The sequence below is a fragment of the Paractinoplanes rhizophilus genome (assembly GCF_042664765.1).
GTDB classification, from domain to species: domain Bacteria; phylum Actinomycetota; class Actinomycetes; order Mycobacteriales; family Micromonosporaceae; genus Actinoplanes; species Actinoplanes rhizophilus.
The window spans coordinates 21,637-47,362 of record NZ_JBHTBJ010000017.1; the positions used below are offsets into that span (position 1 = coordinate 21,637).

The following is a 25,726-nucleotide window of genomic DNA, read 5'->3' on the forward strand; positions in this document are numbered from 1 at the left end:
CACGTGGGAACCGAACTCGACCCAGTCCTGATTCACCACATCGTCAACACACTTGGCTGGCCGGACCTGCGTCCACTGCAACGCGCCGCGGTGGCACCGCTTGTCGCGGGCGACGACGCGTTGCTCCTGGCCCCCACCGCGGGTGGCAAGACAGAAGCGGCGTCGTTCCCGATCCTCACCCGCATGGCGGCCGAGCACTGGACCGGCACCTCGGTGCTCTATCTCTGCCCGCTCAAGGCGCTGCTCAACAATCTGGAACCGCGCCTGGAGCGATACGCCGGCTGGATCGGCCGCCGGGTCGGCCTGTGGCACGGCGACGTCAAGATGGGCGGCCGCCGCAACATCCTGGCGGAGCGGCCGGACATCCTCCTGACCACCCCGGAGTCCCTCGAATCGATGCTGGTCAGCACGAAGGTCGACCATCGCGCTTTCTTCGCGGGGCTCCGCACGGTGATCGTCGACGAGGTGCACGCGTTCGCCGGCGACGACCGTGGCTGGCACCTCCTCGCCGTACTCGAACGATTGACCCACCTGGTCGGTCGGCCGCTGCAGCGCGTCGGCCTGTCCGCGACTGTGGGAAACCCTCGGCAGTTGCTGGAATGGCTGCAAGGAGCTAGCGCCGGCACGAGACCATGCGAGGTCGTCGCCCCGGATCTCCCGGTCAGCGTGAGCGGAACCGTGCCGCCCGGCGACATCGAACTCGACTACGTCGGCTCTCTCGACAACGCGGCCAAGGTCATTGCCGCACTACACGCCGGACAGAAGCGACTGGTGTTCTGCGAGGCCCGGCAAACCGTCGAGGAACTCGGCGAAATGCTGCGCGGCCACGGCATCACCACGTTCCTGTCGCACGCCTCGCTCTCCACGGACGAGCGCCGCCGCTCCGAGCAGGCGTTCGCCGAGGCTCGGGACTGCGTCATCGTTTCCACCAGCACGCTGGAGCTCGGCATCGACGTCGGCGACCTCGACCGCGTCATCCAGATCGACGCGCCGTCCACTGTGGCGAGCTTCCTGCAGCGCCTCGGCAGAACCGGCCGGCGTGCTGACGCCGTACGCAATTGCCTTTTCCTTACCCTCAAGGGCGAGACCCTCGTGGAAGCAGCTGCATTGCTGAAACTGTGGGGAAGCGGCTGGGTCGAGCCGGTGACGCCCACGCCGGAGCCGCGGCACATCGTCGCCCAGCAGATGATGGCGCTCTGCCTGCAGGAGCATCAGGTCGGCGACCAGACGTGGCGGCAGTGGTGGAACGGCCTGCCGCCCTTCGACGACAGCGCCGAGCCGATCGTCCGTCACCTGGCCCGGGAGGGCTACCTGGACAGCGACGCCGGCATGCACTTCATCGGATCCGAGGCGGAGAAGCGCTTCGGGCGCCGACACTTCATGGGCATGACCGCCGTCTTCCTCGGCGCCCCCGAGTTCACCGTGCTCGTCGGCCGCAGCGAGCTCGGCAAGATCGACCCCTATCTGCTGGTCGAAGAGGTGAAAGGCCCGCGCAGGCTGTTGCTCTCCGGGCGCAGCTGGCAGGTCACCTACATCGACTGGAAGCGTCGACGCTGCTTCGTCGAACCGGTCGACTCCGGCGGCCGCGCGCGATGGACATCGCGGGGTCTGGCCGGCGCTGGGTACGAACTCGCCCGCGCGATGCGGGACGTCCTGCTCGGCGCGGACCCACCGGTGCAGTTGACCAGACGGGCCGTGGATCGGCTCGCCGACGAGCGCGAGCAGTCTGCGTCGCTCGTGCATCCTGGGGGCAACGTGATCCTGCGCGACAAGAGCGGCGACCTGAAGTGGTGGACTTGGGCGGGCTTCCGCGCCAACGCCACGCTTACTGCCACGCTCAGCGAGGTGACCGATCCCGGGCAGCAGTTCAACGACCAGTACATCCGGCTACGCGAGGACCTGACTTCCGCGGCCTGGCGTGAGCTGACAGCCGACGCGAACTCGCGTCTCTGCCTGCCCGAGGTGAACAAACGAGCGCTCAACGGTCTCAAGTTCAGCGAGGCGCTTCCGGAACGCCTTGCCGTCGCCACGCTCGCCGCCCGCCTGGCTGATTTGCGCGGTGCAGAGCGCGTGCTTGAAGAACCCACTCGGTTTGTCACTATTGCTTGACGCGAGCGTCAGGGACGTATTTTGGGAGACAATGCTGCTGGCCCCCAGGCCGCATTGATAATGGCTGAAGGCTTCGAGGATACGTGACCGACGACGTTGTCGATTCTGCTTCCAACTGATTGGCGCGTACGAATTCGCTGTACGCGCCGAGGCGGCCGCAACCAGGCTCAACGAGAGCCGTCTCGCACAGGTGCCGTGCCGACGAGGCTTTGAATGAAGAAACTATGATCCCGTGTGTGCCGAAACTGGGAGCCGCGGTCGCCACGTCTTCCCGTTCAGGTACATCACCCTGAAGCCAAGGCTCGCCGCTAGCGCCGCCCACCGCGTGGATCCCAGGCGTTGCTCTGCGCCGTCGTGCCGGGAGCTGTTAACCATGACATCCAGGAGAACAGTCTCGAACGCCGCGGACTCAACCCAGTCGACATTCCGCGTGTATCCGCAAACCATTGCAGCGCCGGTAGTCCTGAGGAAGTCTTGTAACTCAGCGTCGGAGAAGCGCATCACGGAACAACTGGCGAAGTAGAGGCGTCGACCGTCGCAGCGGCCGGCCAGCGGCGCGGCCAAGTCCATCAGATCCACGCTGTGCTGGTCCGTCAACCAGAGCCTCCCCGGCTCACCATGCATGGCGAAGAAGCCGACGTGATAGTCGGCGTACTGGCGCAGCGCCCATCGCCCGAGGAAATATCTAAGTTCGTCCGCGGTTGCTACATCCTTGTGGATGTAGCGAATCCGGCGTAGCCGCTCGAGCAGTTCCAGCGTCGGAAGGACTGAACCCTCCTCATCGAGGTTGCGATGCCATTGGCCTTCCACACAGAAAACCCCGCCGCGGGACATCCCTTGCCTCTTCCGTTGCGACTTAATGATCGACGGAAGTCTTGCAAGGACAGGGCGGGATAAGTATCGGCCGATCCGGTGAGAGCCGCTTGGAAGCCGGCATGGTGACGAGCCGGAGCCAGGCGCCCGACCGCTCGGATGATGACGCGCTCGTCACGATTTTCGGTGTGGCACCGGAGCGGCTGGCGTCTGGTTTGTGTCCGGTTCCGAGCCTTGCCACACAGTCCGGTGTCACGTTGTATCCGGAGGGCAGCCAGCCGTCGCCGGGTCGCGCGACACGGGCGAAGCCGGCATCCGAACCCCAGCTGACGATCCAGACTCGCTGAGCCGGCCAGGCGGCCGCGAAGCGGCCGCAGCCTCTCTGCCGTCGGATAGAAACAGGCGTGGACGATGGCGCCGCCGCAGGGCCGACCGTTGGGCAGGAGCGTCAGCGGTGTCCGGCCGTGGTCTCGGGATGCTCGGCCAAGAACCTGGAGCACTCCTCCGCCGGCACCGGCCGCGAATACCAATAGCCCTGACCGTGTGTGCACCCGAGCTGGCGTACCAGCTCCAGCTCCTCGCTAGTCTCGATGCCTTCGGCGATCACCCGCAGATCCAGGTTGAGTCCCATGGTGACGATGGTGCGCACGAGCTCGCGGCTGCGCGCGCTGGTGGTCAGCCGGGACACGAAGGAGCGGTCGATCTTCAGGGCGGCGAAGGGCAGGTGGTGCAGGGCCTCCAGCGAGGAGTAGCCGGTGCCGAAGTCGTCGATGTGCACCTCGACGCCCATCTCGCTGATGGTGGCCAGCAGCTGCGTCGCCTGCCGCACGTCGTGCATGATCACGCCCTCGGTGATCTCCAAAGCCAGGCAGCCGGGGTCCAGGCCGGACGCGTCCAGGCAGTCGATCACGTCCTCGATCAGCCGGCCCTGCCAGAATTGCCGGTTCGAGACGTTCACGCTCATCCGGAACCGCTCGCGGCCCGGTTCCCGGCACCACTGCGCGGCCTGCCGGCAGGCCGTGCGCAGCACCCAGGCGCCGATCCGTACGCCGAGCTCGCTCTCCTCGGCGATGGGCAGGAACACCGGCGGCACGAGCAGTCCACGCGTCGGATGCCGCCAGCGCAGCAGCGCCTCGACCCCGGCGACCTGGCCGGTGCCCAGCGCCATGATCGGCTGATAGAACAGCTCCAGCTGGTCGTCGTCGATGGCGTGGCGCAGCTCGGCGTCGGTGCGCAGCCGGTCCATCGCCGAGGTGTGCATCGAGGGCGTGAACAAGGCGTACCCCCGCTTGCCGTTGCTCTTGGCGTAGTACATGGCCGCATCGGCGTCGCGCATCACCGCCTGGGTGTCGGTGTAGTTGTCGGTTCCGAGCGCGATGCCGATGCTCGCGGTGACGGCGACGTCGGTGTCGGCCACGTGGCAGGGGGCGGACACGGCGGCCTGCAGGCGCTCGGCGAGCACGATCGGCGCCTGCGGTCCGGCGAAGTCTTCGATCAGGACGGCGAACTCGTCGCCGCCCAGGCGTGCGGCGACCTCGTTGGCACGCAGCTCCACCGTGAGCCGGCCGGCGACTTCCCGCAGCAGTTGGTCGCCGGCCTCGTGCCCGAGGCTGTCGTTGACCAGTTTGAAACCGTCCAGGTCGAGCAGCAGCACCGCGTAGCCGAGCCCATCCCGGCACGCCGAGCGGTCCATCGCCAGCATCAGCCGGTCCCGGAAGTGGCTGCGGTTCGGCAGCCCGGTGAGGTCGTCGTAGAGAGCCGCCCGGCGCAGCACCTCCTCCTGCTCGCGCAGGGTCTGCAGAACCGCGTCGTGCTCCAGCGCGACGCTCAGCAGGGCCGCCCACTGGTTCATCGTCTCGCGGCCCTCGGCCAGGCCCGCCTGGATCGGCCCGACCAGGGCGAGCATGCCCCAGTCGCCGTTGTCGACCTTGAGATGGGCGACGTAGATCATGTCGTCGGCCGCGGAGTCGGCCAGGTCGATCACCTCGGCCGGCGGGAACCGTTCGATCTCGACCCGGCCGCCGCCCTGGACGGCCGCGTCGGCCCGGCGGTCGAAGGTCGCGATGACGTCCAGGAACCCGTCGCGGCGGTCCGTCCCGCTCGGCCACAGGCCCAGGCAGCCACCCCGGATGTCGGTGATCCGCAACCAGTCCAGCGAGCGGGGATCGCGTTCCTGGCTGCGCAACAACTGCATGCTCACCGAGTACTGGGTGCCCAGGGCGGACATGGTGGACCGGCCGTGCGCCACCTGGAACGAGGACTGTGCCTGGGCGAGCACGGCGAACACCTGGTAGACCACGTCCTCGACCCGGCGGTGGACCGCGGTGTCCGCGCCGGCCGAGGTCTGCACGGCCCGGCCGTAGTCGCGGATCAACCGCATCACGGCCACTGCCACCTCGTAGTTCTGCAGGCGCCGGGCGATCGGCAGCAGGAGCCGGCGCAGTTCCGTGCCGGTCGGGGTCGGCGAGCCGGCGGCGGCGTCGGTGAGCGCCGAGGCCAGGCTCTTGACCGCCACCTCCAGTTCCGCGGCGTGGGCGCCGGGCGACCAGACCGGCGCGTCCCGGTCCACCACCGAGCGGATCTCGGCCAGCAACCGGCCGGCGTCGGCGGCGCCGTCCACGATCCGGCCCGAGGACAGCGCCAGTGGGCCCGGGCAGCCGCACGACTCCCGCACCACCAGCGAGGTCGGGAGCTGATATCGCTCGTTCGGCACCGGCTCGCCGTTCACCATCCGCAGGACCAGTCGTGCGGCCATCCCGCCGATCTCGGCGAGGGGCTGCCGGACCGTGGTCAGGCTCGGGATCATCGACGCGCTGCCCTGCTGGTCGTCGAAACCGATCACCGCCTGGTCGCCGGGCAGGTCGTGGCCCGCTGCGGCGAGCGCCCGGATCAGGCCGAAGGCGTTCGGGTCGTTTCCGGTCACCGCCGCCGTCGACGGCAGCCCGGCGGCCAGCATCGCGCGGGCCGCCCGCTCGCCTCCGCCCTCCTGCATGCTGCCGGTGTCGAAGAACAGGCTGTCGTCCGGGGCAATACCGTGCGCGAGCAGTGTCGACCGGTAGGCCTCGTACCGTTCGCCGGCATCCACCTGCTCGAGATGCCCGGCGAAGGCGATCCTGGTGTGCCCGTGCTCGATCAGGTGCCGGACCGCGGCGGAGGTTCCGGCCCGGTTGTCCGGTCCGACGGTCGGGCAGCTCACGCCGTCGGGGTAGTCGCTGACGACCACGACCGGCCGGCCGGACTCCTGGGCCGCGCGGAGATAGTCCGAGTTCGCCCCGGTGAGGATGGTGATGAAGCCGTCGATGGATTCCCACGCCACCCGATGGCTGTAGGCCGGCGGATCCCGGAAATCGGTGTTGAACGTGCCGGCGTCGAGCGTCTGGATGGCGATCAGCCGGCCGCCCTGCGCCGCCACGGCGGCCTTGATCCCGCCCAGCAGCCCGCCGAAGTACGGGCCCCCGAACGAGGTCGCGAGAACCCCTACGACGGGGCCGTGCCTCTCCACGAGCACCTCCGGCACCGAGCGGACGCCTCAAGATTAAGACCATGCCGCCGGTCTCTCAGCCGAATGCGGATCATCGTCAGGCCAATCGCTGGACGCCGGGCGGCGACGGACCCTCACGGGTTGGCGATCGCGCTCAACACATCCAACCGCGCCGCCCGCCGGGCCGGCAGCAGCCCGGCGACCATCCCCGCGCCCAGAGTGACCGCGACAATCGACGCCAACCGCCCCACCGGCAGCACCACCGCAGCCTGCACCGCGTCGCCGAGCAAGCGGACCGCCCCCGCCCCGCAGGCCACCCCCAGCGCCACCCCCGCCGCCGTGGCGAGGGCCGCGATCAGTACGGCCTCGGCGCGGACCATCGTGCGGAGCTGGGCGCGGGTCATGCCGACCGCGCGGAGCATGCCGATCTCCCGGGTGCGCTCGACGATCGACAGCGCGAGCGTGTTGGTGATGCCGAGCAGGGCGATCGCGATGGTGAGCAACAGCAGCACGGTGACCAGCCCCAACACCTGGTCGACGGTGCGCGTCCGGCCGGCCACGGCCGCGGCCTGGTCGCGTACCTCGGCAATGGGGTTGTCTTGCAGGGCCGCCCGCAGCGTCCGCAGGCCCTCGGCCGCCGGCACGCCGTCGGCCAGCTTGACGAAGACGCTGGCGTCCATGTCCTCGGCGTAGTTGCGGGCATACGTGTCCAGCGAGATCGCATAGTCGGTCTGCAGCGCCTGCGCGTCGCGGTCGGGAAGCAGGGCGACGATCGGCAGGCGCTGGGTGCCGGTGCGGGAGAACGTCATCGCCAGCGTGTCGCCCACCGCGACGCCGCGCTCGGCGGCCACGTGTGCGGCGAGGGCGACGCCGCCGGAGCGCAGGGCGTCGAGTCGCAGCGTGGTGACCCGGGGGAGGGTGTCCGGGTCGACGGCGGTGAGCGCCTGGGTCATCTGGCCGTCCTTCCAATGGCCGTAGCGCACCCGGGACGCGACCGCCACCTGCGGCAGCGCCGCCACGTGGTGGTGGACCGACATCGGCAGGCCGCCGAGCATCTCGTTGCGGGAGCTCTCCACCACCAGGTCGGCGCTGATCACCTCGGCGTAGCTCTGCCGCACCGCGTTGCGCACCGAGGTGGCGAGCACGGCGGTGAAGCTGACCAGCGCCAGGCCGAGGGCGAGCCCGAGGGCAGTGGCCGCGGTCCGCCGCGGGGTGCGCGCCGCCGAGGCGCGGGCCAGCCGGCCGGGCATGCCGAGCGCGTGCAGCGGCCGGCCGAGTACGCGAGCGGCCCGTGGCGTGAGCGCGGGCGCGGCCATGGTCAGCCCGATCACCAGCGCGGCGGCGGACGCGCCGAGCACCGCCAGGCCGCCGGCGCCGAGGATCGCCGCGGTCACGCCCGCCGCGCCGGCGATCGTCAGGGTCGTGCCGCCGATCGTGCGTGTGGCACCGATCGGCTCGGCCGCGGTGGAGCGGCGCATCGCCTCGACCGGGGCCACCCGGGCCGCGCGGCGGGCCGGGCCGAGCGCGGCGAGCACGGTGACGAGCACGCCGATGCCGAAGGAGAGCGCCACGGTCCGGCCGCCGAGCACCATCCCGCCGTCCGGGAGCAGGATGCCGAACGCGGCGGTCAGGCGCCGCAGCCCGGCAGCGGCGCCGACGCCCGCGGCCAGGCCGGCGGCCGACGCGACCAGGCCGATGAGCAGGGCCTCGCCGAGCACGGAGGCGAGCACCTGCCGGCCGGTGGCGCCGGCGGCGCGCAGCACCGCCAGCTCGTGGACGCGCTGACTGACCACAATGGAGAAGGTGTTCGCGATCAGGAACGCGCCGACGAGCAGGCCGGCGGCGGCCAGCGCCAGCAGCATCACCCGCAGGAAGCCGAGCTGGTTCTGGGCCGCGGCGGCGTCGGCGGCCGCGAGGTCGCGGCTCGCGGTGACCTCGTAGCCGCTGCCGAGGGCGGCGGCGACGCGCCGCTGCAGGGCGTTGGGGTCGACCCCGTCGGCCGCGCTGACGGCGAGCTCGGTGCTCCCGCCGTTCAAGCCCAGCATTCGCTGCGCGGCCGGCAGGCTCACCAGCGCCACGGTGCTGTCCGGCAGCCCGGGCCGGTCGCCGAATCCGGCGAGGCCGACGACCCGGCCGGCGAGGTCGGTCTTCGCCCGTACGGTGACCGCTTCGCCGACGGTGATGCCGTATCGATCGGCGGTGGCGGCGTCGACGACCACCTCGCCGCCGGCCGCCGGGGCGCGCCCGGCGCGCAGGGTGAAGGCCCCGGCGGGCGGTTCGATCCAGGACTGCAGTAGCGACCGCCCGGGCGGGACGATCGCGCGGCCGCCGGCGACGATGAGGCCCTGCCCGCGGGCCACCGGCGCGGCGGAGGCGACCCCGGGCACGGATCGCACCCGGTCCACAGTGTCCGGTGGCAGCGGATCGCGCTCCACCTCGACGCCCATGGCCGAGCCGAACGCGGCGGCGTCCCGGACGACCAGGTCGACGCCGGCGTTCGCGGTGCGGAACTGGTCGTCGAGCACCTGCCGGGAGGTGTCGGTGAGGATCAGCGCGCCGCTGACGAAGGTGATGCCGAGAACCACGGCGAGCATGGTCAGCGCCAGGCGGCCCCGGCGCGCGAGCGTGTTGCGGACGATGAGGCGCCACATGTCAGTTCTCCTTGCGGGCGGCGGTCGCAGGCTCGAGGCCGGCCATCCGGCCGAGGATCTCGGCCGGGGTGGGGTCGAGGAGGTCGCCGACGACGCGGCCGTCGGCGAGGAAGACGATCCGATCGGCGTACGAGGCGGCGTGCGGGTCGTGGGTGACCATGACGATGGTCTGCCCCAGGTCGTGGGCGGCGTGGCGGAGGAAGCCGAGCAGCGCCTCGCCGGCGCGGGAGTCCAGGTTGCCGGTCGGCTCGTCGGCGAAGACGGTCTCCGGCCGGGCCACCAGCGCGCGAGCCACCGCCACGCGCTGCTGCTGGCCGCCGGAGAGCTGAGCCGGCCGGTGGTGCAGGCGCTCGCTCAACCTGAGCGTGGTCACCAGCCGGTCGACCCATGCGGCGTCCGGGCGTCGCCCGGCCAGGGTGAGCGGCAAGTGGATGTTCTCGGCGGCGGTCAGCGTCGGCACCAGGTTGAAGCTCTGGAAGACGAAGCCGATCCGGTCGCGGCGCAGCAGGGTCCGCTGCCGCTCGCCGAGCCGGGTCACGTCGGCCCCGCCGAGCAGCACCTGCCCGGCGTCCACTTCGTCCAGTCCGGCGAGGGCGTGCATGAGGGTGGACTTGCCGGAGCCGGACGGCCCCATGATCGCGGTGAACTGGCCGGCCGGGACGGTCAGGCTCGCGCCGTCCAGGGCACGCACGGCGGTGTCGCCCTTGCCGTACGTCTTGACAAGGTCCCGGGCCTCGATGGCGATGCTGGTCATGATCGGCTCCTCTCAGGCGGCGCGCCGGCGGCCCCACCGGGGCCGGCGACGGATCAAGCGGGCGGCGGCGGCCTTGCGTAGCAGTTCGGCGTGGTGCGCACGCTGCAGATCGAGGGAGTACGGGGTGAGCACGGCGGACCTCCCGGGTCGCTCGGCGGTGGTTGACGATGCCGAGCTTCGCGAGAGGCGCTGTCCGGTGGCTGTTTCCCGGCGGACAGCGTTTGGACAGCGGCCCGCGGCACGCTGCTCCCATGACTGAGGTAACCGTTCCGGTGCCCGGCGGACTGTGCCGGCGCTGTGTGCGCCGGCTGAGCCGGCACGTCAGCGACGTGCCGGGCGTCGTGTCCGTGCGGGTGGATCCCGGCCGGCTGGTCGTGACCGGCGACATGGATCTCGGGTCGATCCGGGCCGCGCGCGACCGCGCCGGCCTCAGATGATGGCGCCCCGCGCCCGCTCGGCCTCGTCGAGCCGGCCCGCGGCCCGGGCCGCCTCGGCGTAGGTCGCCCACAACCGGGCCCGCGCCCACGGGAACTCGCGGTCCGCGAGCAGCTCCGCGGCACGGCGGCAGTCGTCGGCCGCCGCCACGGCATCGCCGGCCGCCAGCGCCAGCCGGGCCCGGCCCCAGGCCGCCCACGCCGGGTTGCGCGGGTTACGCACCCGGGCCGCCACCTCGTCCGCCTCGGCCAGCTCGGCCGGCACCCGCTCGGACCGGCCCGCGTCGAGCCGGGTGTGCGCGAGCTGGACCAGCGCGAAGGCGAGACCGTGCAGCGAGCCGGTGCGGCGGCACTGGTCGGCGGCCCGCTCCAGCACCGCGACGGCCTCGTCGAGCCGGCCGCTCTCGCGCAGCGCGATGCCCAGGTGCGCCTCGAGCGCGCTGCTCATCAGCCGGTCGTCGGCGGCCCGGAACAGCTCGAGGCTGTGCCGGAAGTGCCCGGCCGAGGCCTCGAAGGCGCTGGTGCGCAGCTCGATCAGGCCCTCGACGTGGTACGTCATCGCCCGCCACCAGCCGCGGTCGACGTCGCCGAGCACCTCGCGGGCCCGACGCACCAGGGCGAGATTCTCCGGCGCGTCGCCGCCGTACTGGCCCTCGAAGGCGATCGTCAGGCGGGCGATGGCCGCGTTGTGCTCGTCGCCGAGCGCCTCGAACAGGGCCAGGCTCGCCCGGGACGCGGCGCGGGACTCGGCGGTCGGGTAGTAGACGTGCAGGAAGCCGTACGCCTGCAGCAGCCGCGCCCGGGCGTCGTCGGACAGGCCGTCGCCGGCCAGCAGGGCCTCGATCGCGCGGACCCCCTCGAAGCGCCGGCCGTAGTTCCAGAACATGATCAGCGCCAGGGTCAGCCGCAGCCCGTCCGGCGAGCGCGGGCCGAACTCCAGGGCGGCCCGCAGGTTGTCCTGCTCCTCGGCGATGCGATCCCAGGCGGGTCCGGTGAAGCGGGTCAGCGGGCCGTAGCGCTCGGCCAGGTCGGCGTAGTGGGCGAGGTGCCGCCGGGCGACCTCGGTCTCCTCGCCCGCGTCGCGCAACTTGCCCGACGCGTACTCGCGGATCGTCACCAGCAGGCGGAACCGGCCGGTGGCCGGGTCCGCGGTGACCAGCGACCGGTCGACCAGCCGGAACAACAGGTCGGGTACGTCGGCGGGCTCGGCGCCGGCGAACCCGCAGACCTCCTCGGCGGCCTCCAGCGTCCAGCCGCCGCGGAAGACGGCCAGCCGGCGCAGCAGCCGCCGCTCGTCGGCGGGCAGCAGGTCGTGGCTCCAGTCGATGGTGGCGCGCAGCGTGCGGTGCCGCGCCTCGCTGCCGCGCGGGCCGGCGGTGAGCAGCGCGAACCGGTCGCGCAGCCGTCCGGCGATCTCGGCCGGTGGCAGGGCCTTGGCGCGGGCCGCGGCCAGCTCGACGGCCAGCGGCATGCCGTCGAGCTGGCGGCAGATCTCGGCGATCGCCCGGCACGCGTCCTCGTCGAGCGGCAGGCCCGGCCGCACGCTGCGGGCGCGATCCAGGAACAGGCGCACGGCGGGCGCGGCGGCGATCTCTTCGAGGGTGGCGGTTTCGACGGGTACGGCGAGGGGACCCACCGCGATCTGCGTCTCGCCGGGGACCGCGAGCGCCTCGCGGCTGGTGGCCAGGATCCGGACGCCGGTGGTGCCGTGCACGACCCGGTCGATCACGGTGGCCGCGGAGTCGATGACGTGCTCGCAGTTGTCCACCACGAGCAGGACGTGCCGGTGCCGGAGGTGTTCGACGACCGCCTCGACGGCCTGGTCGCCGGTGGCCGGGGTCTGCAACCCGAGCTGCGTGGCGAGGGACTCGGCCACGTCGGCCTGCGGCGCCAGCCCGGCCAGCCGGACGATGTGGACGTCCGCCGCCTGCCGGGCCGTCTCCAGGGCGAGCGTGGTCTTGCCGACGCCGCCCGGCCCGGTGAGCGTGACGATACGCGCGGTCCGTAGCTGGTCGAGCGTGGTGCGCACGTCGGCGTCGCGGCCCACGAAGGAGGTGAGCCGCGGCGGGACCGGCGAAGTGGCCGGGGCGGCCGGCGAGGCGGCCGCGGGCGTCGCCGAAGCAGGTGCGGGGGCCGGCGACCCGGGCTCGGAGGTCGGCAGAACGGGCGCGGGGGGCGGGGCGGCGGAGGGCGCGGCCGGCACCTGCTGGCGCAGGATAGCCTCGGTCAAGGCCTGTAGATCGGGGGACGGGTCGATGCCGAGCTCGTCGGCGAGCCGCGCCCGCAGCCGCTGGTGCACGGCGAGCGCGTCGGCCTGCCGGCCGCCCCGGTAGAGCGCGAGCATCAGCAGCCGGTACAGGCGTTCCCGCAGCGGATGCTCGGCGATCAGCCCCTCCAGCTCGGCCACCGCCTCGGCGTGCCGGCCGGCCCCGACCAGCCGCTCGAGCCGGTCCTCGGCCGCGGCCAGCCGCTTCTCTTCCAGGCGGCCGCGCTCGGCGCGGGCCCACTCGGAGTCGCCGGCGTCGGCGAGCGCCGGGCCGCGCCACAGGCCGAGCGCTTCGTCGTGCGCACCGGCCGCGACCAGCTGGTCGAACCGGTACGCGTCGACCGCGTCGGCGGGGACCGCGAGCAGATAGCCGGGGGCGCGGGTGACCAGCGCGTCGGCGTCGAGCCCGGCCCGGGTCAGGGCCCGGCGCAGCTTGGACACCCGGATCTGCAGGGCGTTGGCCGCGTCGGCCGGCAGCTCCTCGCCCCAGAGCGCGTCGATCAGGGCGTCCGCGGACACCACCCGGCCCGGCGTGGTCGCCAGCCGGGCGAGCAGCGCGCGCAGGGCCGGGGCGGGGGAGACCGCGGGGTGTCCGGGCGCCTGGACCTCGATCGGCCCGAGCACCCGGATCGACACCTGTGCCATGACGCGCCATCGTAGCTGGTCAGGCTTCCGCCGCGACCTCAGGCGGCCGCGTAGCCGGCGTCGGCGATGGCCGCCCGGACGGCCGCCTCGTCGCCGTCGCCGCCGACCCGCACGGTGCGACCCCGCTGTCCGCCGGCTGTCGGCCGTGGACAGCGGTTGGACAGCGCGCCCGGACAACCTCGTCGGCAACGGCCCGCCACCCGGTGTGGGCCCGATGAGGGAGTCCGACATGACGACATCGACGGCCGCCTCCGGCCGGCTCGACATCGGCGGCATGACCTGCGCCTCCTGCGTGGGCCGGGTGGAGAAGGCGCTGATCCGCCTGGACGGGGTCGAGGCGGCCGCGGTCAACCTGGCCACCGAGGTGGCCACCGTCACCTACGACCCGTCCGTGGTCGGCCCGGACGCGATGGCCGCGGCCGTGCAAGCCGCCGGCTACACCGCGAAGGTCCCCGCCCCGCCCCGGCCCGCGGAGCAGCCGGCCCGCCCCGCGGAGCAGCCGGCCCGGCCCGGGGAGCAGCCGGCCGAGGAAGCGCCCGCGCCCGAGCTGGTGTCGCTGCGCCGCCGCTGGCAGCTCAGCCTGCCGGTCGGCCTGGCCATGATGGTGCTGATGTACCTGCCGCTGCCCATCGACACGATGGACTGGCTGATGCCGCTGCTGCTGGTCGTCGCGACGATCGTGCAGTTCGGGGCCGGCGCGCCGATCTACGCCGCCGCGTGGGCCGCCGCCCGGCACCGTGCGGCCACCATGAACACGCTTGTCGCGCTCGGCACCACGGTGGCGTACGGCTACAGCGCCTTCGTGACGCTCTGGCCCGCCGCCGCCGAGAGGGCGGGCCTGCCGCTGCACGTCTACTTCGAGATCTCCGTCGTGGTCATCGCGCTGGTGCTGATGGGCCGGTGGATGGAGGCGCGCGCGATGCGCCGGGCCGGCGCGGCGATCCGGGCGCTGATGAGCCTGCAGCCGCCGACCGCGCGGGTGGTCCGCGGCGAAGACGAGGTGACCGTCCCGATCGCCGAGGTCGCGGTCGGCGACCTCGTGCGGGTGCGGCCGGGGGAGAAGGTGCCGGTCGACGGCGTGGTCGCCGAGGGCTCGTCGGCGGTGGACGAGAGCGTGGTGACCGGCGAGAGCATGCCGGTCGAGAAGGAGCCGGGCGACCGGTTGATCGGCGCCGCGCTCAACGGCACCGGCTCGCTGCTGATGCGGGCCACGGCGGTCGGCGCCGACACCACGCTGGCCCAGATCGTGCGGCTGGTCGAGCAGGCGCAGGGCGCGAAGGCGCCGATGCAGCGGCTGGTCGACCGCGTCTCGGCCTGGTTCGTGCCCGCGGTCATCGCCACGGCGGTGCTCACCTTCGCCGCCTGGGCGACCTTCGGCCCCGACGGCACGGGAGTGACGCTGGGCCTGGGCACCGCGATCGCCGTACTCATCATCGCCTGTCCCTGCGCTCTCGGCCTGGCCACCCCGACCGCCGTGATGGTCGGCACCGGCAAGGCCGCCGAGCTGGGCATCCTGCTCTCCGGCGGCGAGGCGCTCGAACAGGCGCGCCGGCTGACCACCGTGGTGCTGGACAAGACCGGCACGATCACCCGCGGCCGCCCGTCGGTCACCCGGGTCCGGCCCGTGGCCGGCGTCGGCGCGGACGACCTGATCGCGCTGGCCGCGGCGGCGGAGGTCGGTTCCGAGCATCCGCTGGGCGCCGCCATCGTGGCGTACGCGAAAGATCGTGGCCTGTCGCTTCGCCCGGCCCGCCAGTTTCGCGCCCGGCCCGGCCACGGCATCGAGGCCGCCGTCGGCGACCGGACCGTCCTGATCGGCAACGCCGCGCTGCTGGCCGCCCACGGCATCCCGACCGTCGCGCTCACCGGCGAGGCCGACCGGATGGCGGCCGGCGGGGCCACCCCGATGTATGTGGCGGTCGACGGCGCCCTGGCCGGCCTGATCGCCGTCGCGGACACCGTGAAGCCCGAGTCCCGCGAGGCGATCGACGGGCTGCGCGCCCTCGGCCTCGAGGTGTGGATGCTCACCGGCGACAACCGGCTCACCGCCGAGGCGATCGCCCGCGAGGTCGGCATCGAGCACGTCATTGCCGACGTCCGGCCGCAGGACAAGGCCGCACACATCGCCGGCCTGCAGCGCGACGGCGCGGTGGTGGCGATGGCCGGCGACGGCATCAACGACGCCCCGGCGCTGGCCCAGGCCGACCTCGGCGTCGCGATCGGCACCGGCACCGACGTGGCCATCGCGGCCGGCGACATCACCCTGGTCGGCGGCGACCTGCGCGGCATCGTCTCGGCCATCGCCCTGTCCCGCCGCACGGTCACCACCATCAAGCAGGGCCTGGCCTGGGCGTTCGGCTACAACCTGCTGCTCGTGCCGATCGCGGCCGGCCTGCTCTGGCCGTTCACCGGCACGCTGCTCGACCCCTCGCTGGCCGCCGCCGCGATGGCGATGAGCTCGGTCAGCGTCATCACCAACGCGGCCCGGCTCCGCCGTTTCGACGGCACCGCGCGCCGGCGGTTCGGCGATTACGCGTACCTGGCCGGGGTGGCCGTGCTCGCCCTCGCGGTGGGCGCCGGGCTGACCGCGCTGAGCCGCACCGACACCGCCCGCCGGGGCATGAACGGCGTGCTCGCCTGGGTGCAGGATTCCGGCATGCCGATGCGGCCCGCGATGAGCGTGATGATGGCGACCGACGCGGAGCCGCGAGATGTCGCCGACGCCGGCATCCGGGTGGGCGTCGAGGTTCCGAAGGGCGCGATGCCGGGTCGCCGCACGACGGCCCAGATCCGGATCGCCGACGCGGCCACCGGCCGGCCGATCGAGGACGTGGGACGCGGCCACGAGGCGTGGATGCACTTCATCGTGGTCCGCGACGACCTCGGCACGTTCCTGCACCTGCACCCGGAGCCGACCGGCGTGCCCGGCGTCTTCCGCACCGAGCTGACCTTCCCGACCGCCGGCCGGTACCTCGTCCACGCCGAGTTCCGCCGCCGCGGGCAGATGAGCGACCTGCTCGCCCGCAGCGAGGTCGTGGTCGACGGGCGCACCCCGCGATCCGGTCCGGAGCCGGGGCCGTCGCCGCGCACGCAGATCGTCGGCGGGATGCGGGTGACCCTGGACGGCGACGCCAAGCTCGGTGCCAGCACCTTCACCTACCGGTTCGCCGACGCCGACACGGGCAAGCCGGTCACCGGCCTGCGGCCGTACCTCGCGGCGGCCGGGCACGTCGTGGTGATGCCGCTCGACGGCTCGGGCTTCGCGCACGAGCACGCCGAGGCCGAGGACGACCGGGGCCGGCCGGTCTTCGCCCTGCCCTCCGCCCGGTTCGGCCCGGAGCTGACCGTCCACGCCGACCTGCCCCGGCCCGGCCTGTACCGGCTGTGGGGCCAGTTCCGCGACGCCGAGGGCGTGGTGCGCACGACCGCCTTCACGGTCGCCGTCCCCGACGCCGGCTGAACCGTCCGGCCGGTCACCAGGCCCACGCCTCGGGGGCCTGGCCGGCCGGCGGGAAGATCTCGTCGAGGGCGCCCAGCGCGTCGGCGGGCAGCGGCTCGGCGAGGGCGGCGAGCGGCAGGTCGGGCTGGCCGGGGTGTCTTCGTCACGCCGACCAGGTCGACCACCGTGTTCGCCATGCCCTCAAGCGTTCGGCAAACGGCGGTCCGGGAACACACGGCGGGCCACCGTCCTGGGGGTATGGCAGGCCATACCCCAAGATTTGACATCGTGCGCTGTTATTGACTCCTCTCACTCCAGTCCCGGATGGTGGTGCGGTGACGTCCTGGATGCGCCGACATGATCACAACATTTTCCTGAATGCGACGAATCTGCTGATTTGCGGAGCGCTCGCGGGTGTTGTCGTCGCGGCCGGAGTCTTCCCGGCCGCGGCCATGTCCGGGTTGGCCGCCAAGGCCGGCGGCGAGACCTTCGCCAGCCTGCCCGGCGAGCTCAAGGCCTTCAGCTCGCCGCAGATCAGCCGGATCTACGCGTCCGACAACAAGACGCAGATCTCGCAGTTCTACGACGAGTTCCGCAGCGACGTGCCGCTGCGGGACATCTCGCCGAACATGCGGAACGCGATGATCGCCGCCGAGGACCGCGAGTTCTACCACCACCGGGGCGTCGACCTGAAGGGCGTCGCGCGCGCCCTGGTGAACAACAACAACGGCAAGTCCAAGCAGGGCGCCTCGACGATCACCATGCAGTGGGTGCGGATGTCGCTGGCGTACTCGGCGACCAACCCGCAGGAGGTCATCGACGCGACCGTCGACAGCCCCAAGCGCAAGGTCACCGAGATGAAGTACGCGCTGCAGGTCGAGAAGGAGCTCAGCAAGGACCAGATCCTGGAGCGGTATCTCAACATCGCGCCGTTCGGGGCCCAGGCGTACGGGGTGTTCGCGGCCAGCCAGGTCTACTTCAACAAGAAGCCGAAGGACCTCACCATCGGGCAGGCCGCGATGCTGGCCGGCGTGGTGAAGGCCCCGACCTTCTACAACCCGGGCACCCCCGAGGGCTACAAGGAGATCCTCCAGCGCCGCAACAACTACGTCATCCCCGGCATGGTGGAGATGGGCGCGATCACCCAGGCCCAGGCCGACAAGGCGATCAAGGAGCCGATCCCGCGCCAGGTCCGGCCGGTGGCCAACGGCTGCGTCTCGGTGGCGAAGAACATGTGGGGCTTCTTCTGCGACTACTTCTACCGGTGGTGGATGAGCCGCGAGGAGTTCGGCGCGACGCCGTACGACCGGGAGCGCCGCCTCAAGAGCGGCGGTTACCGCATCACCACCACGATGGACGTCAAGGCGCAGGCCGACTCGCGCAAGAACATCAACGACCTGATCTCGGACAAAAGCCGGAACGCGATGCTGCTGGCCGGGGTCGAGCCCGGCAACGGCAAGGTGCGCCTGCTGCAGGCCAACCGGCGCTACAAGCTGGACAACAAGGCGCATCCGCAGAACCACATCTCGTCGGATCCGAAGAAGGCGAAGAGGGGCATCCGCGGTACCTACCCGAACACGACGAACCCGCTGCTCAGCGGGGGCGGCGACATCACCGGGTACCAGGCCGGCTCGACGATGAAGATGTTCACGATGGTGGCCGCGCTGGAAAAGGGCTATCCGCTCGCGTACACCATCAAAGCCGAAAAACAGTATAAGTCGGGCTATATCATCAGTAGTAGCAACGATGCCGCCTGCAAGGGCACGCATTTCTGGTGCCCGCAGAACTCCGGCGGCGGCGGCGAGGGCGTCTACAACATGTGGACCGGCTTCGGTAAGTCGATCAACACGTTCTTCGTGCCGCTCGAGGAACGGGTCGGCGCCGAGAACGTGGTGGACGTGGCCAAGCGCTTCGGCATCAAGTTCCGCGCGGCGAGCGACGCCGTGCTGGCCCAGCCGCGCAACGCGCGCCAGTGGGGCGCCTTCACCCTCGGCGTCTCCGCCACGACGCCGCTGGACATGGCGAACGCGTACGCCACGCTGGCCGGCGACGGCATGTACTGCGAGCCGACCCCGATCGAGCGGATCCAGACCAAGAGCGGCGAGAAGCTCGACGTCGGCAAGTCCCACTGCAGCCGCGCCACCAGCAAGGACGTCGCCCGGGCCGCGCTCGACGCGGCCCGCTGCCCGGTCGGCGACTCGGCGCAGCTGGGCCACTGCAACGGCACCACCGCCCGGGCCACCCGCGGCATCGTGGGCCACCCCGTATTCGGCAAGACCGGCACCACCGATCACGACAAGACCGCGGCCCTGATCGCCGGCACCACGTCGCTGGTCGTGGCGGGGTACATGGTCAACCCCGACTACCAGAACCATCCCGACCGGATGTCGCACCAGATCTCGAATCCGGCGGTCTGGAACACGCTGGCCGATTACATGAAGGGCAAACCGAAGGTCCAGTTCAAGAAACCGGAAAGCTCCAAGATCGCGTACGGCGATCAGCGCCGGATCCCCGACGTGGAATGCGATTCGCTCTCGAGCGCCCGCAGCCGGCTCGCGGACGCCGGTTTCTCGGTCTCGGTGGGCCACGACGTCGACTCGAAGTGCCCGGCGGGCACGGCGGCCGGCACCAACCCCAGCGGACGCACGATCAAGGGCGGCGTGGTCGTGATCGAGGTGAGCAACGGCAAGGGCGCCGAGAAGGAAAAGCCTGGCCTGCCCGGCTTCCCGGGGCTCCCGACCAAGCCGCCGGGGCGTAGATGATTATCTTCCCAGCCTGCTCACAGCTATAGGCAAAGGCATCCGGTGCGGTCACCCCGTACCCTGGAAAGGCAGCACATGACAGTGCTCAACCTCAGGGAGGCTGGACACAGTGAAATCTTCGAACCCGGTTCTGTCGCGGCTCGGCAAGGCTGCCGAGCAGCAGCGGACCGCCGGGTACGGATATGGCGAGCCGTACCCGACCACCCCGGGGTTCGCGGCCCCGCCGGTCGCGCGGGCGATGTCGATCGACGACGTGGTCGTCAAGACCGTGGTCCTGCTGGGCATCACGGCCGTCTCGGCGATCGCCGCATGGACCCTCGTGCCCGATTCGCTCACCGGCGCCGCCTGGATCGGCGCCGCGATCGTCGGATTGGTCCTGGGCTTCGTCATCGCGTTCTCGCGGATGGCCAACCCCGCGCTGGTCGTGACGTACGCGATCGTCGAGGGCGTCTTCGTCGGCATGGTCAGCAAGACGTTCGAGGCGTTCTACGACGGCATCGTCCTGCAGGCCGTGGTCGCGACCTTCGGCGTCTTCGCGCTGATGACGATCCTCTACACCAACCGCGTGATCCGCTCGTCCCCGCGGTTCCGCAAAATCATGATCGGCGCCATCGGCGGCCTCTTCATGGTCATGCTTCTCAACTTCGTGCTGTCGCTGTTCGGCGTGCACACCGGCCTGCGGGGCGGCGGCGCGCTCAGCATCGGCTTCAGCCTGGTCTGCATCGTGGTCGCGGCGCTGAGCTTCGTGCTCGACTTCGACCAGATCGAACAGGGCGTCCGCGCGGGCCTGCCGCAGCGTTACTCGTGGACCTGCGCGTTCGGCATCCTGGTCGGCCTGATCTGGCTGTACCTGGAGATCCTCCGGCTGCTCAGCTACTTGCAGGGCGGCAGCAGAGACTGACCCAGTCCGCCACAGCGCCAGGCGCCCGGATCGTCCTCCCACGGTCCGGGCGCCTCGCCGTCTCTCGGCTCTCCCGGGCTACGCTCGCCCCCGTGACCGATTTCGCCGCCGCGATCGACCGCCTGCTCAACCAGGTGCGCCACTGGCAGCAGCCCCGGTGGCGCTCGCACGCGCCGGCCACGCACGAGTTGGTCCAGCGCCTCGCCGACCTGGCCGCCGACGCCGAGGGTCGCCCGCGCCGGCCGGTCCCGCGCGAGCACGACATGGTCCTGCCCGACCAGATCCGCGTGATGGCCGACGACCTCCTCGCCGCCGACCCGCCGCCCTCGGTGATGGCCGAGGCCGCCGAGGCGGTCGCCGCTCTCCGCGCCGCTCTCCGCTGACGCCGGGACGAGCCCGCACGAGTTTGTCTCAGCCACTTGCGCCAAATGGTTGGCGATGGAAACCTGTCGGCATGACCACTGAACCTCTTCCGGCCGGCGGCGACGCGCGCCGGCTGCTCTCCGAGGCGCGCGGCCTCGCCCACCGGGTGCGCCGTGACCAGCGGGTCACCTGGGTCGCGTTGCTGGTGCTGGCCGGGGCGACCTATGTGGGGATCCCGATCGACTGGGCCGGCATGGAGGTGCACTGCTCGGCTCAGGGCGACAGTTCCGTGTGCCAGTTCGCGCGTACGGGCGCGCTGCTCTACTGGCCCCCGGCACTGCTATTGGCGTACGCCGCGATCGCCTTCTGCTACGTGCGGGTTGCCCGGTCGCGCGGCCTGGGCGCCCGGGTCCGGCCGTACGCGATCACCGGCATCGCCCTGACCGTTCTCTTCACCGTCGCCTGGGTGGCGGCCCGGCTGTACTTCCCGGACCACCCGGTCACGTTTCCGCAGTGGGCGCTGGTCTTCGACCGGCTGATCGCCCCCTGGGGCACGATCGGCGTCGCCCTGCTGGTCCTGGCCCGGCTCGAGCGCAACGTCGCCCTGCTGCTGTTCACCGTGGGCTATCTCGTCGTGGCCCTGGCGCCGATCGACTTCGGCTGGCACATGAACGCGTCCGTCCGGACGGTGTGGGTGCCTCAGCAGGTCATCAACGGCACGGTTCTGCTGCTCGGCGGGATCGGCTTCGCGCTCGCCCGCCGGCGGCAGCGGTGAGCAGCGAGACCGGGACCCCGGACCCGCAGGCCCATCCGGTCAACGGCATGGACGACATCGTGCACCAACGCGTACGCCTGGGCATCCTCACCATCGCCCACGAGGCCCGCCGCGTCGAGTTCGGCTACCTGCGCACCCAGCTCGACCTGACCGCCGGCAACCTCTCCAAGCACATGAGCGTCCTGGAGGGTGCCGGGCTGGTCGAGGTCGAGAAGGGCTACGAGGGTCGTCGCGGCCGCACCTGGATCACCCTCACCCCGGCCGGCCATGCCGCGCTGACCGCGGAGATCGAACGACTGAAGCAGCTCATCTCCCGCGTCGAGACCATTGACACCCCGGAGGACCGATGACCCGCGCCCTGACCCGCCGTGACATGAAAGCCGCCGAGCTCGGCCGCTCGTGGCAGGCCGAACCCGGCGGGAATCCGGGGGTTCGGATCAGCTGAGCCGCTCCACGACAAGGGCCATGCCCTGGCCGCCGCCGACGCACATCGTCTCGAGGCCGATCGTCTTGTCGTGCCAGTCCAGCGAGTTGAGCAGGGTGCCGGTGATGCGGGCGCCGGTCATGCCGAAGGGGTGGCCGACCGCGATGGCGCCGCCGTTCACGTTCAGCTTGTCGATCGGGATGCCCAGGTCCTGGTACGACGGGATCACCTGGGCCGCGAACGCCTCGTTGATCTCGACCAGGTCGACGTCGTCGATGGTCATGCCGGCCCGCTTGAGCGCCTGCTTCGACGCCTCGACCGGGCCGAGGCCCATGATCTCGGGGGAGAGCGCGGTGACGCCGGTCGACACGATCCGGGCCAGCGGGGTGATGCCCAGCTCGCGGGCCTTGGTGTCGCTCATGATGACCACCGCGGCGGCGCCGTCGTTGAGCGGGCAGCAGTTGCCGGCGGTGACCCGGCCGTCGGGGCGGAACACCGGCTTGAGCCCGGCCACGCCCTCGATGGTCACGCCGGGGCGGGGGCCGTCGTCCTTCGACACGACCGTGCCGTCGGGCAGCGTGACCGGGGTGATCTCCCGCTCCCAGAAGCCGTCGGCGATCGCCTTCTCGGCGAGGTTCTGGCTGCGCACGCCGAACTCGTCCATCTCCTCGCGGGAGATGCCCTTGAGCTGGGCGAGGTTTTCCGCCGTCTGTCCCATCGCGACGTAGATGTCCGGAACCGCGCCGTCTTCGCGCGGGTCGTGCCAGACCTTGCCGCCCGCGGCGAACTCGCGGGTGCGCGCCTGGGCGTCGGCGAAGAACGGGTTTTCCCAGCCGCCACCGACCAGCTTCTGCGCCTCCGAGGGCAGGCCGTCGGAGCTGCCCCGGGCGAAGCGGGAGACGGTCTCGACGCCGGCCGAGACGAAGATGTCGCCCTCGCCCGCCTTGATCGCGTGGAACGCCATCCGGGTGGTCTGCAGCGACGAGGAGCAGTAGCGCGTGATGGTGGCGCCGGGCAGGCCGTCGAGGCCGAGCTTGGTGGCGACCACGCGGGCCATGTTGAAGCCCTGCTCGCCGCCGGGCAGGCCGCAGCCGAGGTAGAGGTCCTCGATGAGGGCGCGGTCGAGCTGGGGCACCTTGTTCAGCACGGCGTCGACGATCGTGGCGGTGAGGTCGTCGGGACGCAGATCCTTGAGCGACCCCTTGACGGCCCGGCCGATCGGGGAGCGCGCGGTGGCGACGATGACAGCTTCCGGCATGTCCCCACGTTAACCGGTCAGTAACAACCTCTGCGAGTGCAGATTTATCACAGAGCGGGTGCAGATCCTGTCACAGCGGGGAGAGCGCTGCTTTGACCACGGCCGGATACAGCGCGTGCGCCCACACGCGGTAGCCATCGGCGGAGGGGTGGAAGCCGTCGTAGCAGAACGTCCCCGCGTCGGCCCGGAAGACAGCCCCGGTCTCCGCGGCCAGGTCGACCACCGCGCCGCCGGCCGCCTGCACCGCCTTGGCCTGCGCCTTCGCCATCCGCCGGCCCAGCAGGCCGGCCACCTGGCGCAGCGGCGGCGCTATCGCCCGCAGCGCGCCCAGATCGGGACAGGTGCCCACGACCACCCGCACCCCGGCCTCGCGCAGCCGGCGCACAGCCTGGCCGAGCAGCTCGGCCGCCTCGTCGGGGCTGCGCAGGCTGGTCGCGTCGTGCGCGCCGATCAGCACCACGGCCACGTCGGGCCGGTCGCCCAGCAGCGCCCGCGCGACCTGAGTGGCCAGGTCGGCCGCGCGCGAGCCGGCCACGCCCACGCTGGAGAGCAGCACGTGCCGCTCGCCGGTGTCGGCCGTGCCCTCGGCGAGCAGACGGGCGAGCTGGCCGCCGACCGTCTCGGAGAGCCACTCCACGCCCACGCCGATCGCGGCCGAGTCGCCGAGCAGCACCAGGCGCAGCGTCGGCGCCGAGACCTTGCCCATCGAGGTGCGCAGCGCGAGGCCCATCGTCGGTTTCGCGTAGCGCCGGGCCTTGGCGGCGAGCACCTCGCCGGCGAGCAGGGCGGCCCCGCCCACCGCTCCGGCGAGCAGACCGGTGGCGGCCGCCCTGCCGATCCGTGCGTTCAGCCCCGCCATCTCTCGCCTCCTCGCCACTCCCGCGGCCTAATGATCCGCTGGGGTCCACCCTACGGCCCCGCTCGCGGAGGGGCCCAGATTCTCCGCCCCGTCCGTACCCCCGGGCAACGATGGCAACACCGGGCCGCTCGCACCCCCGGGCGCCGGCCGCAATCGCGCGCCGCGGCGTCCGGGCGGCAATTCCGCACCGTCCGCACCGTCCGCACCGCCCTGGGCCGGCTGCAATTCCGCACCGTCCGCGCCGGCGGGCGTCGGCCCCGGTTCCAGGCCGTCCGCGCGGTCCGTGGCGCCGGGTGCCGGCTGCATGTCCGCGTCGTCGGCGGCGCCGGGGGACCGCGCGGCCCGGTGCCCGAACCACGTGCGCGGCTCGCCGAACCACGGGTGCCGGCGCAGCAGCACCCGCCGCCCACCGGCCTTGGCCGGGCTCACCTCGGTGCCCGCCGAACGGACCGCCTCCTGTGCCGCGACCTCCAGGTTGCTGACGCCGACCCCGGCCGCACGCTCGTCCTCGCCGAGCGAGGCCAGCAGCGTCGGCAGCACGACCGCGGCGGCCCGGGCATAGCCCTCGGCCGACGGATGGAAGTGGTCGGAGCTGAACATGCGTACCGGATCGGCCTCGAACATCGGGCCCAGCAGGTTGGCCAGCGAAACCGTGCGGCCGCCCGCCTCGACCACGGCGACGGTCTGCGCGGCGGCCAGGTCACGGCTCCACTTGCGGGCGAGCCAGCGCAGCGGCGGCTTGATCGGCTGGATGGCGCCGATGTCGGGACACGTGCCGACCACGACCTTGCAGCCGGCCGCGCGCAGCCGGCGCACCGCGTCGCCGAGGTAGCGCACCGCCTGGTCGCGGGCCGAGACGTGGGTGACGTCGTTGCCGCCGATCAGGATGACCGCGACGTCCGGCTCGTACTCGAGGGCGGCGTCCACCTGGTACGACAAGCCGGACGACATCGCGCCGACGACGGCCACCCGGTACAGCCGCACCGGGCGGCGCAGGCGGCGGGACACGCCGGTGGCCAGCAGTGCGCCGGGTGTCTCGCGGGGACGGTGCACGCCGTACCCGGCGGCGGAGGAGTCGCCGAGGATGACCATGGTCAGCGGCTTGCCGCCGAATTTCGGCCCGTAAAGGCCGTCGCCGCGCGGCGGGGGCGCCTCGGCCAGCGGGATGATCCGGCGGGCGTCGGCCGCCTGCCGCAGCAGCAGCCCGGCCGAGCCGGCGCTCACCACGGCCAGCGCGCCCGTCAACCCGCCGAGGACCTGGCCGGCGACCTTGATCCGGCGCCAGTCCTGTTCGTTGAGATCGATGCCGTTCACGGGTCCCCCTCCCAATCCGGCCTGGATTCCGAGGCTAACGCGTTCCGGCGAGGGGCAATCATGGGTAACACGCCCCGTGAGAGGCAATCATGGCGCGGCCGCGTCATGCTGGAGTGGCGGAGAGGGGAAATGATGGCGAAAACGCTGAGACGTACGGCGGCGTTCACCGCGCTGGCCAAGCAACTGGTGTCCGGAGCGCGCGGCGGCCCGTCGCTGAGCAAACGGCTCTCGGCCCTGCCCCGCATGCTGAAGGCGACCGCGAAGGGTCAGTACGACGGCGGCGTCCGGGTGGCCGTGATGGCGGCCGCCACGGCGTACGTGATCTCGCCGATCGACCTCATTCCCGAGGCGTTCCTGCTGGTCGCCGGGCTGGTCGACGACGCCGTGATGATCACCTGGCTGGCCGGCGCGGTGCTCGCCGAGACCGAGCGCTTCCTGGAGTGGGAGAAGCAGCGGGACCGTGTCGTCGTAATCTAAA

At 72.1% G+C, this 25,726-nt stretch carries 16 protein-coding genes and 1 pseudogene; 9 read left to right on the top strand and 8 right to left on the bottom strand.

The window, feature by feature from the left end:
- The first annotated feature begins 3 nt into the window (after window positions 1–3).
- On the top strand, window positions 4–2,109 hold the full coding sequence (locus ACFQS1_RS22545; RefSeq protein ID WP_378971524.1) for a DEAD/DEAH box helicase: 2,106 nt from the start codon (window positions 4–6) through the stop codon (window positions 2,107–2,109).
- A gap of 222 nt (window positions 2,110–2,331) precedes the next feature.
- Here ACFQS1_RS22545 and ACFQS1_RS22550 read toward each other — a convergent pair whose 3' ends face one another.
- The 4 genes from ACFQS1_RS22550 to ACFQS1_RS22565 form a co-directional block, all read right to left on the bottom strand.
- Entirely contained in the window at window positions 2,332–2,943 is a 612-nt protein-coding gene (locus ACFQS1_RS22550; RefSeq protein ID WP_378971527.1) for a DUF6642 family protein, read from the bottom strand.
- A 427-nt stretch (window positions 2,944–3,370) separates the two neighbouring features.
- Complete coding sequence (locus ACFQS1_RS22555) at window positions 3,371–6,439, bottom strand: EAL domain-containing protein (protein ID WP_378971529.1); 3,069 nt, start codon at window positions 6,437–6,439, stop codon at window positions 3,371–3,373.
- Window positions 6,440–6,537: 98 nt separating this feature from the next.
- On the bottom strand, window positions 6,538–9,054 hold the full coding sequence (locus tag ACFQS1_RS22560; protein WP_378971531.1) for an FtsX-like permease family protein: 2,517 nt from the start codon (window positions 9,052–9,054) through the stop codon (window positions 6,538–6,540).
- 1 nt (window position 9,055) lies between these two features.
- A complete protein-coding gene (locus tag ACFQS1_RS22565; protein WP_378971534.1) occupies window positions 9,056–9,808 on the bottom strand; it encodes an ABC transporter ATP-binding protein in 753 nt (250 codons plus the stop codon).
- Window positions 9,809–10,059: 251 nt separating this feature from the next.
- On the opposite strand from ACFQS1_RS22565, the gene ACFQS1_RS22570 reads away from it, so the two are divergent.
- Complete coding sequence (locus tag ACFQS1_RS22570) at window positions 10,060–10,245, top strand: heavy-metal-associated domain-containing protein (protein ID WP_378971536.1); 186 nt, start codon at window positions 10,060–10,062, stop codon at window positions 10,243–10,245.
- On the opposite strand, the gene ACFQS1_RS22575 is transcribed toward ACFQS1_RS22570, so the two are convergent.
- The gene (locus tag ACFQS1_RS22575) at window positions 10,238–13,153 is read right to left on the bottom strand and encodes an AfsR/SARP family transcriptional regulator (protein ID WP_378971539.1); all 2,916 of its coding nucleotides are present in this window, start codon (window positions 13,151–13,153) and stop codon (window positions 10,238–10,240) included. The genes ACFQS1_RS22570 and ACFQS1_RS22575 overlap by 8 nt on opposite strands.
- A 229-nt stretch (window positions 13,154–13,382) precedes the next feature.
- On the opposite strand from ACFQS1_RS22575, the gene ACFQS1_RS22580 reads away from it, so the two are divergent.
- From ACFQS1_RS22580 to ACFQS1_RS22605, 6 genes are all read left to right on the top strand, one after another.
- Window positions 13,383–16,613 carry a heavy metal translocating P-type ATPase gene (locus ACFQS1_RS22580; protein ID WP_378971541.1) on the top strand — a complete coding sequence of 1,077 codons (3,231 nt, stop codon included), beginning with the start codon at window positions 13,383–13,385 and terminating at the stop codon, window positions 16,611–16,613.
- Between the two features lie 326 nt (window positions 16,614–16,939).
- On the top strand, window positions 16,940–19,354 hold the full coding sequence (locus ACFQS1_RS22585; RefSeq protein ID WP_378971764.1) for a transglycosylase domain-containing protein: 2,415 nt from the start codon (window positions 16,940–16,942) through the stop codon (window positions 19,352–19,354).
- 109 nt (window positions 19,355–19,463) lie between these two features.
- The gene (locus ACFQS1_RS22590) at window positions 19,464–20,255 is read left to right on the top strand and encodes a Bax inhibitor-1/YccA family protein (RefSeq protein WP_378971543.1); all 792 of its coding nucleotides are present in this window, start codon (window positions 19,464–19,466) and stop codon (window positions 20,253–20,255) included.
- Window positions 20,256–20,347: 92 nt separating this feature from the next.
- Entirely contained in the window at window positions 20,348–20,638 is a 291-nt protein-coding gene (locus ACFQS1_RS22595) for a hypothetical protein (RefSeq protein ID WP_378971546.1), read from the top strand.
- A gap of 71 nt (window positions 20,639–20,709) precedes the next feature.
- Window positions 20,710–21,393: a hypothetical protein gene (locus ACFQS1_RS22600; RefSeq protein WP_378971548.1), complete on the top strand. Its 684-nt coding sequence runs from the start codon at window positions 20,710–20,712 to the stop codon at window positions 21,391–21,393.
- A complete protein-coding gene (locus tag ACFQS1_RS22605; RefSeq protein WP_378971550.1) occupies window positions 21,390–21,743 on the top strand; it encodes a winged helix-turn-helix domain-containing protein in 354 nt (117 codons plus the stop codon). The genes ACFQS1_RS22600 and ACFQS1_RS22605 overlap by 4 nt, the downstream gene beginning before the upstream one ends.
- Window positions 21,744–21,830: 87 nt before the next feature.
- On the opposite strand, the gene ACFQS1_RS22610 is transcribed toward ACFQS1_RS22605, so the two are convergent.
- The 3 genes and pseudogenes from ACFQS1_RS22610 to ACFQS1_RS22620 all read right to left on the bottom strand — a co-directional run.
- On the bottom strand, window positions 21,831–23,075 hold the full coding sequence (locus tag ACFQS1_RS22610) for an acetyl-CoA C-acetyltransferase (protein ID WP_378971552.1): 1,245 nt from the start codon (window positions 23,073–23,075) through the stop codon (window positions 21,831–21,833).
- Between the two features lie 70 nt (window positions 23,076–23,145).
- Window positions 23,146–23,934: an SGNH/GDSL hydrolase family protein gene (locus ACFQS1_RS22615; RefSeq protein ID WP_378971555.1), complete on the bottom strand. Its 789-nt coding sequence runs from the start codon at window positions 23,932–23,934 to the stop codon at window positions 23,146–23,148.
- Between the two features lie 339 nt (window positions 23,935–24,273).
- Window positions 24,274–25,209 (bottom strand): annotated as a pseudogene (locus tag ACFQS1_RS22620) (SGNH/GDSL hydrolase family protein); the annotation flags it as partial.
- Window positions 25,210–25,380: 171 nt separating this feature from the next.
- Here ACFQS1_RS22620 and ACFQS1_RS22625 point away from each other — a divergent pair.
- On the top strand, window positions 25,381–25,725 hold the full coding sequence (locus tag ACFQS1_RS22625; protein ID WP_378971557.1) for a YkvA family protein: 345 nt from the start codon (window positions 25,381–25,383) through the stop codon (window positions 25,723–25,725).
- Window position 25,726: the final 1 nt, after the last annotated feature.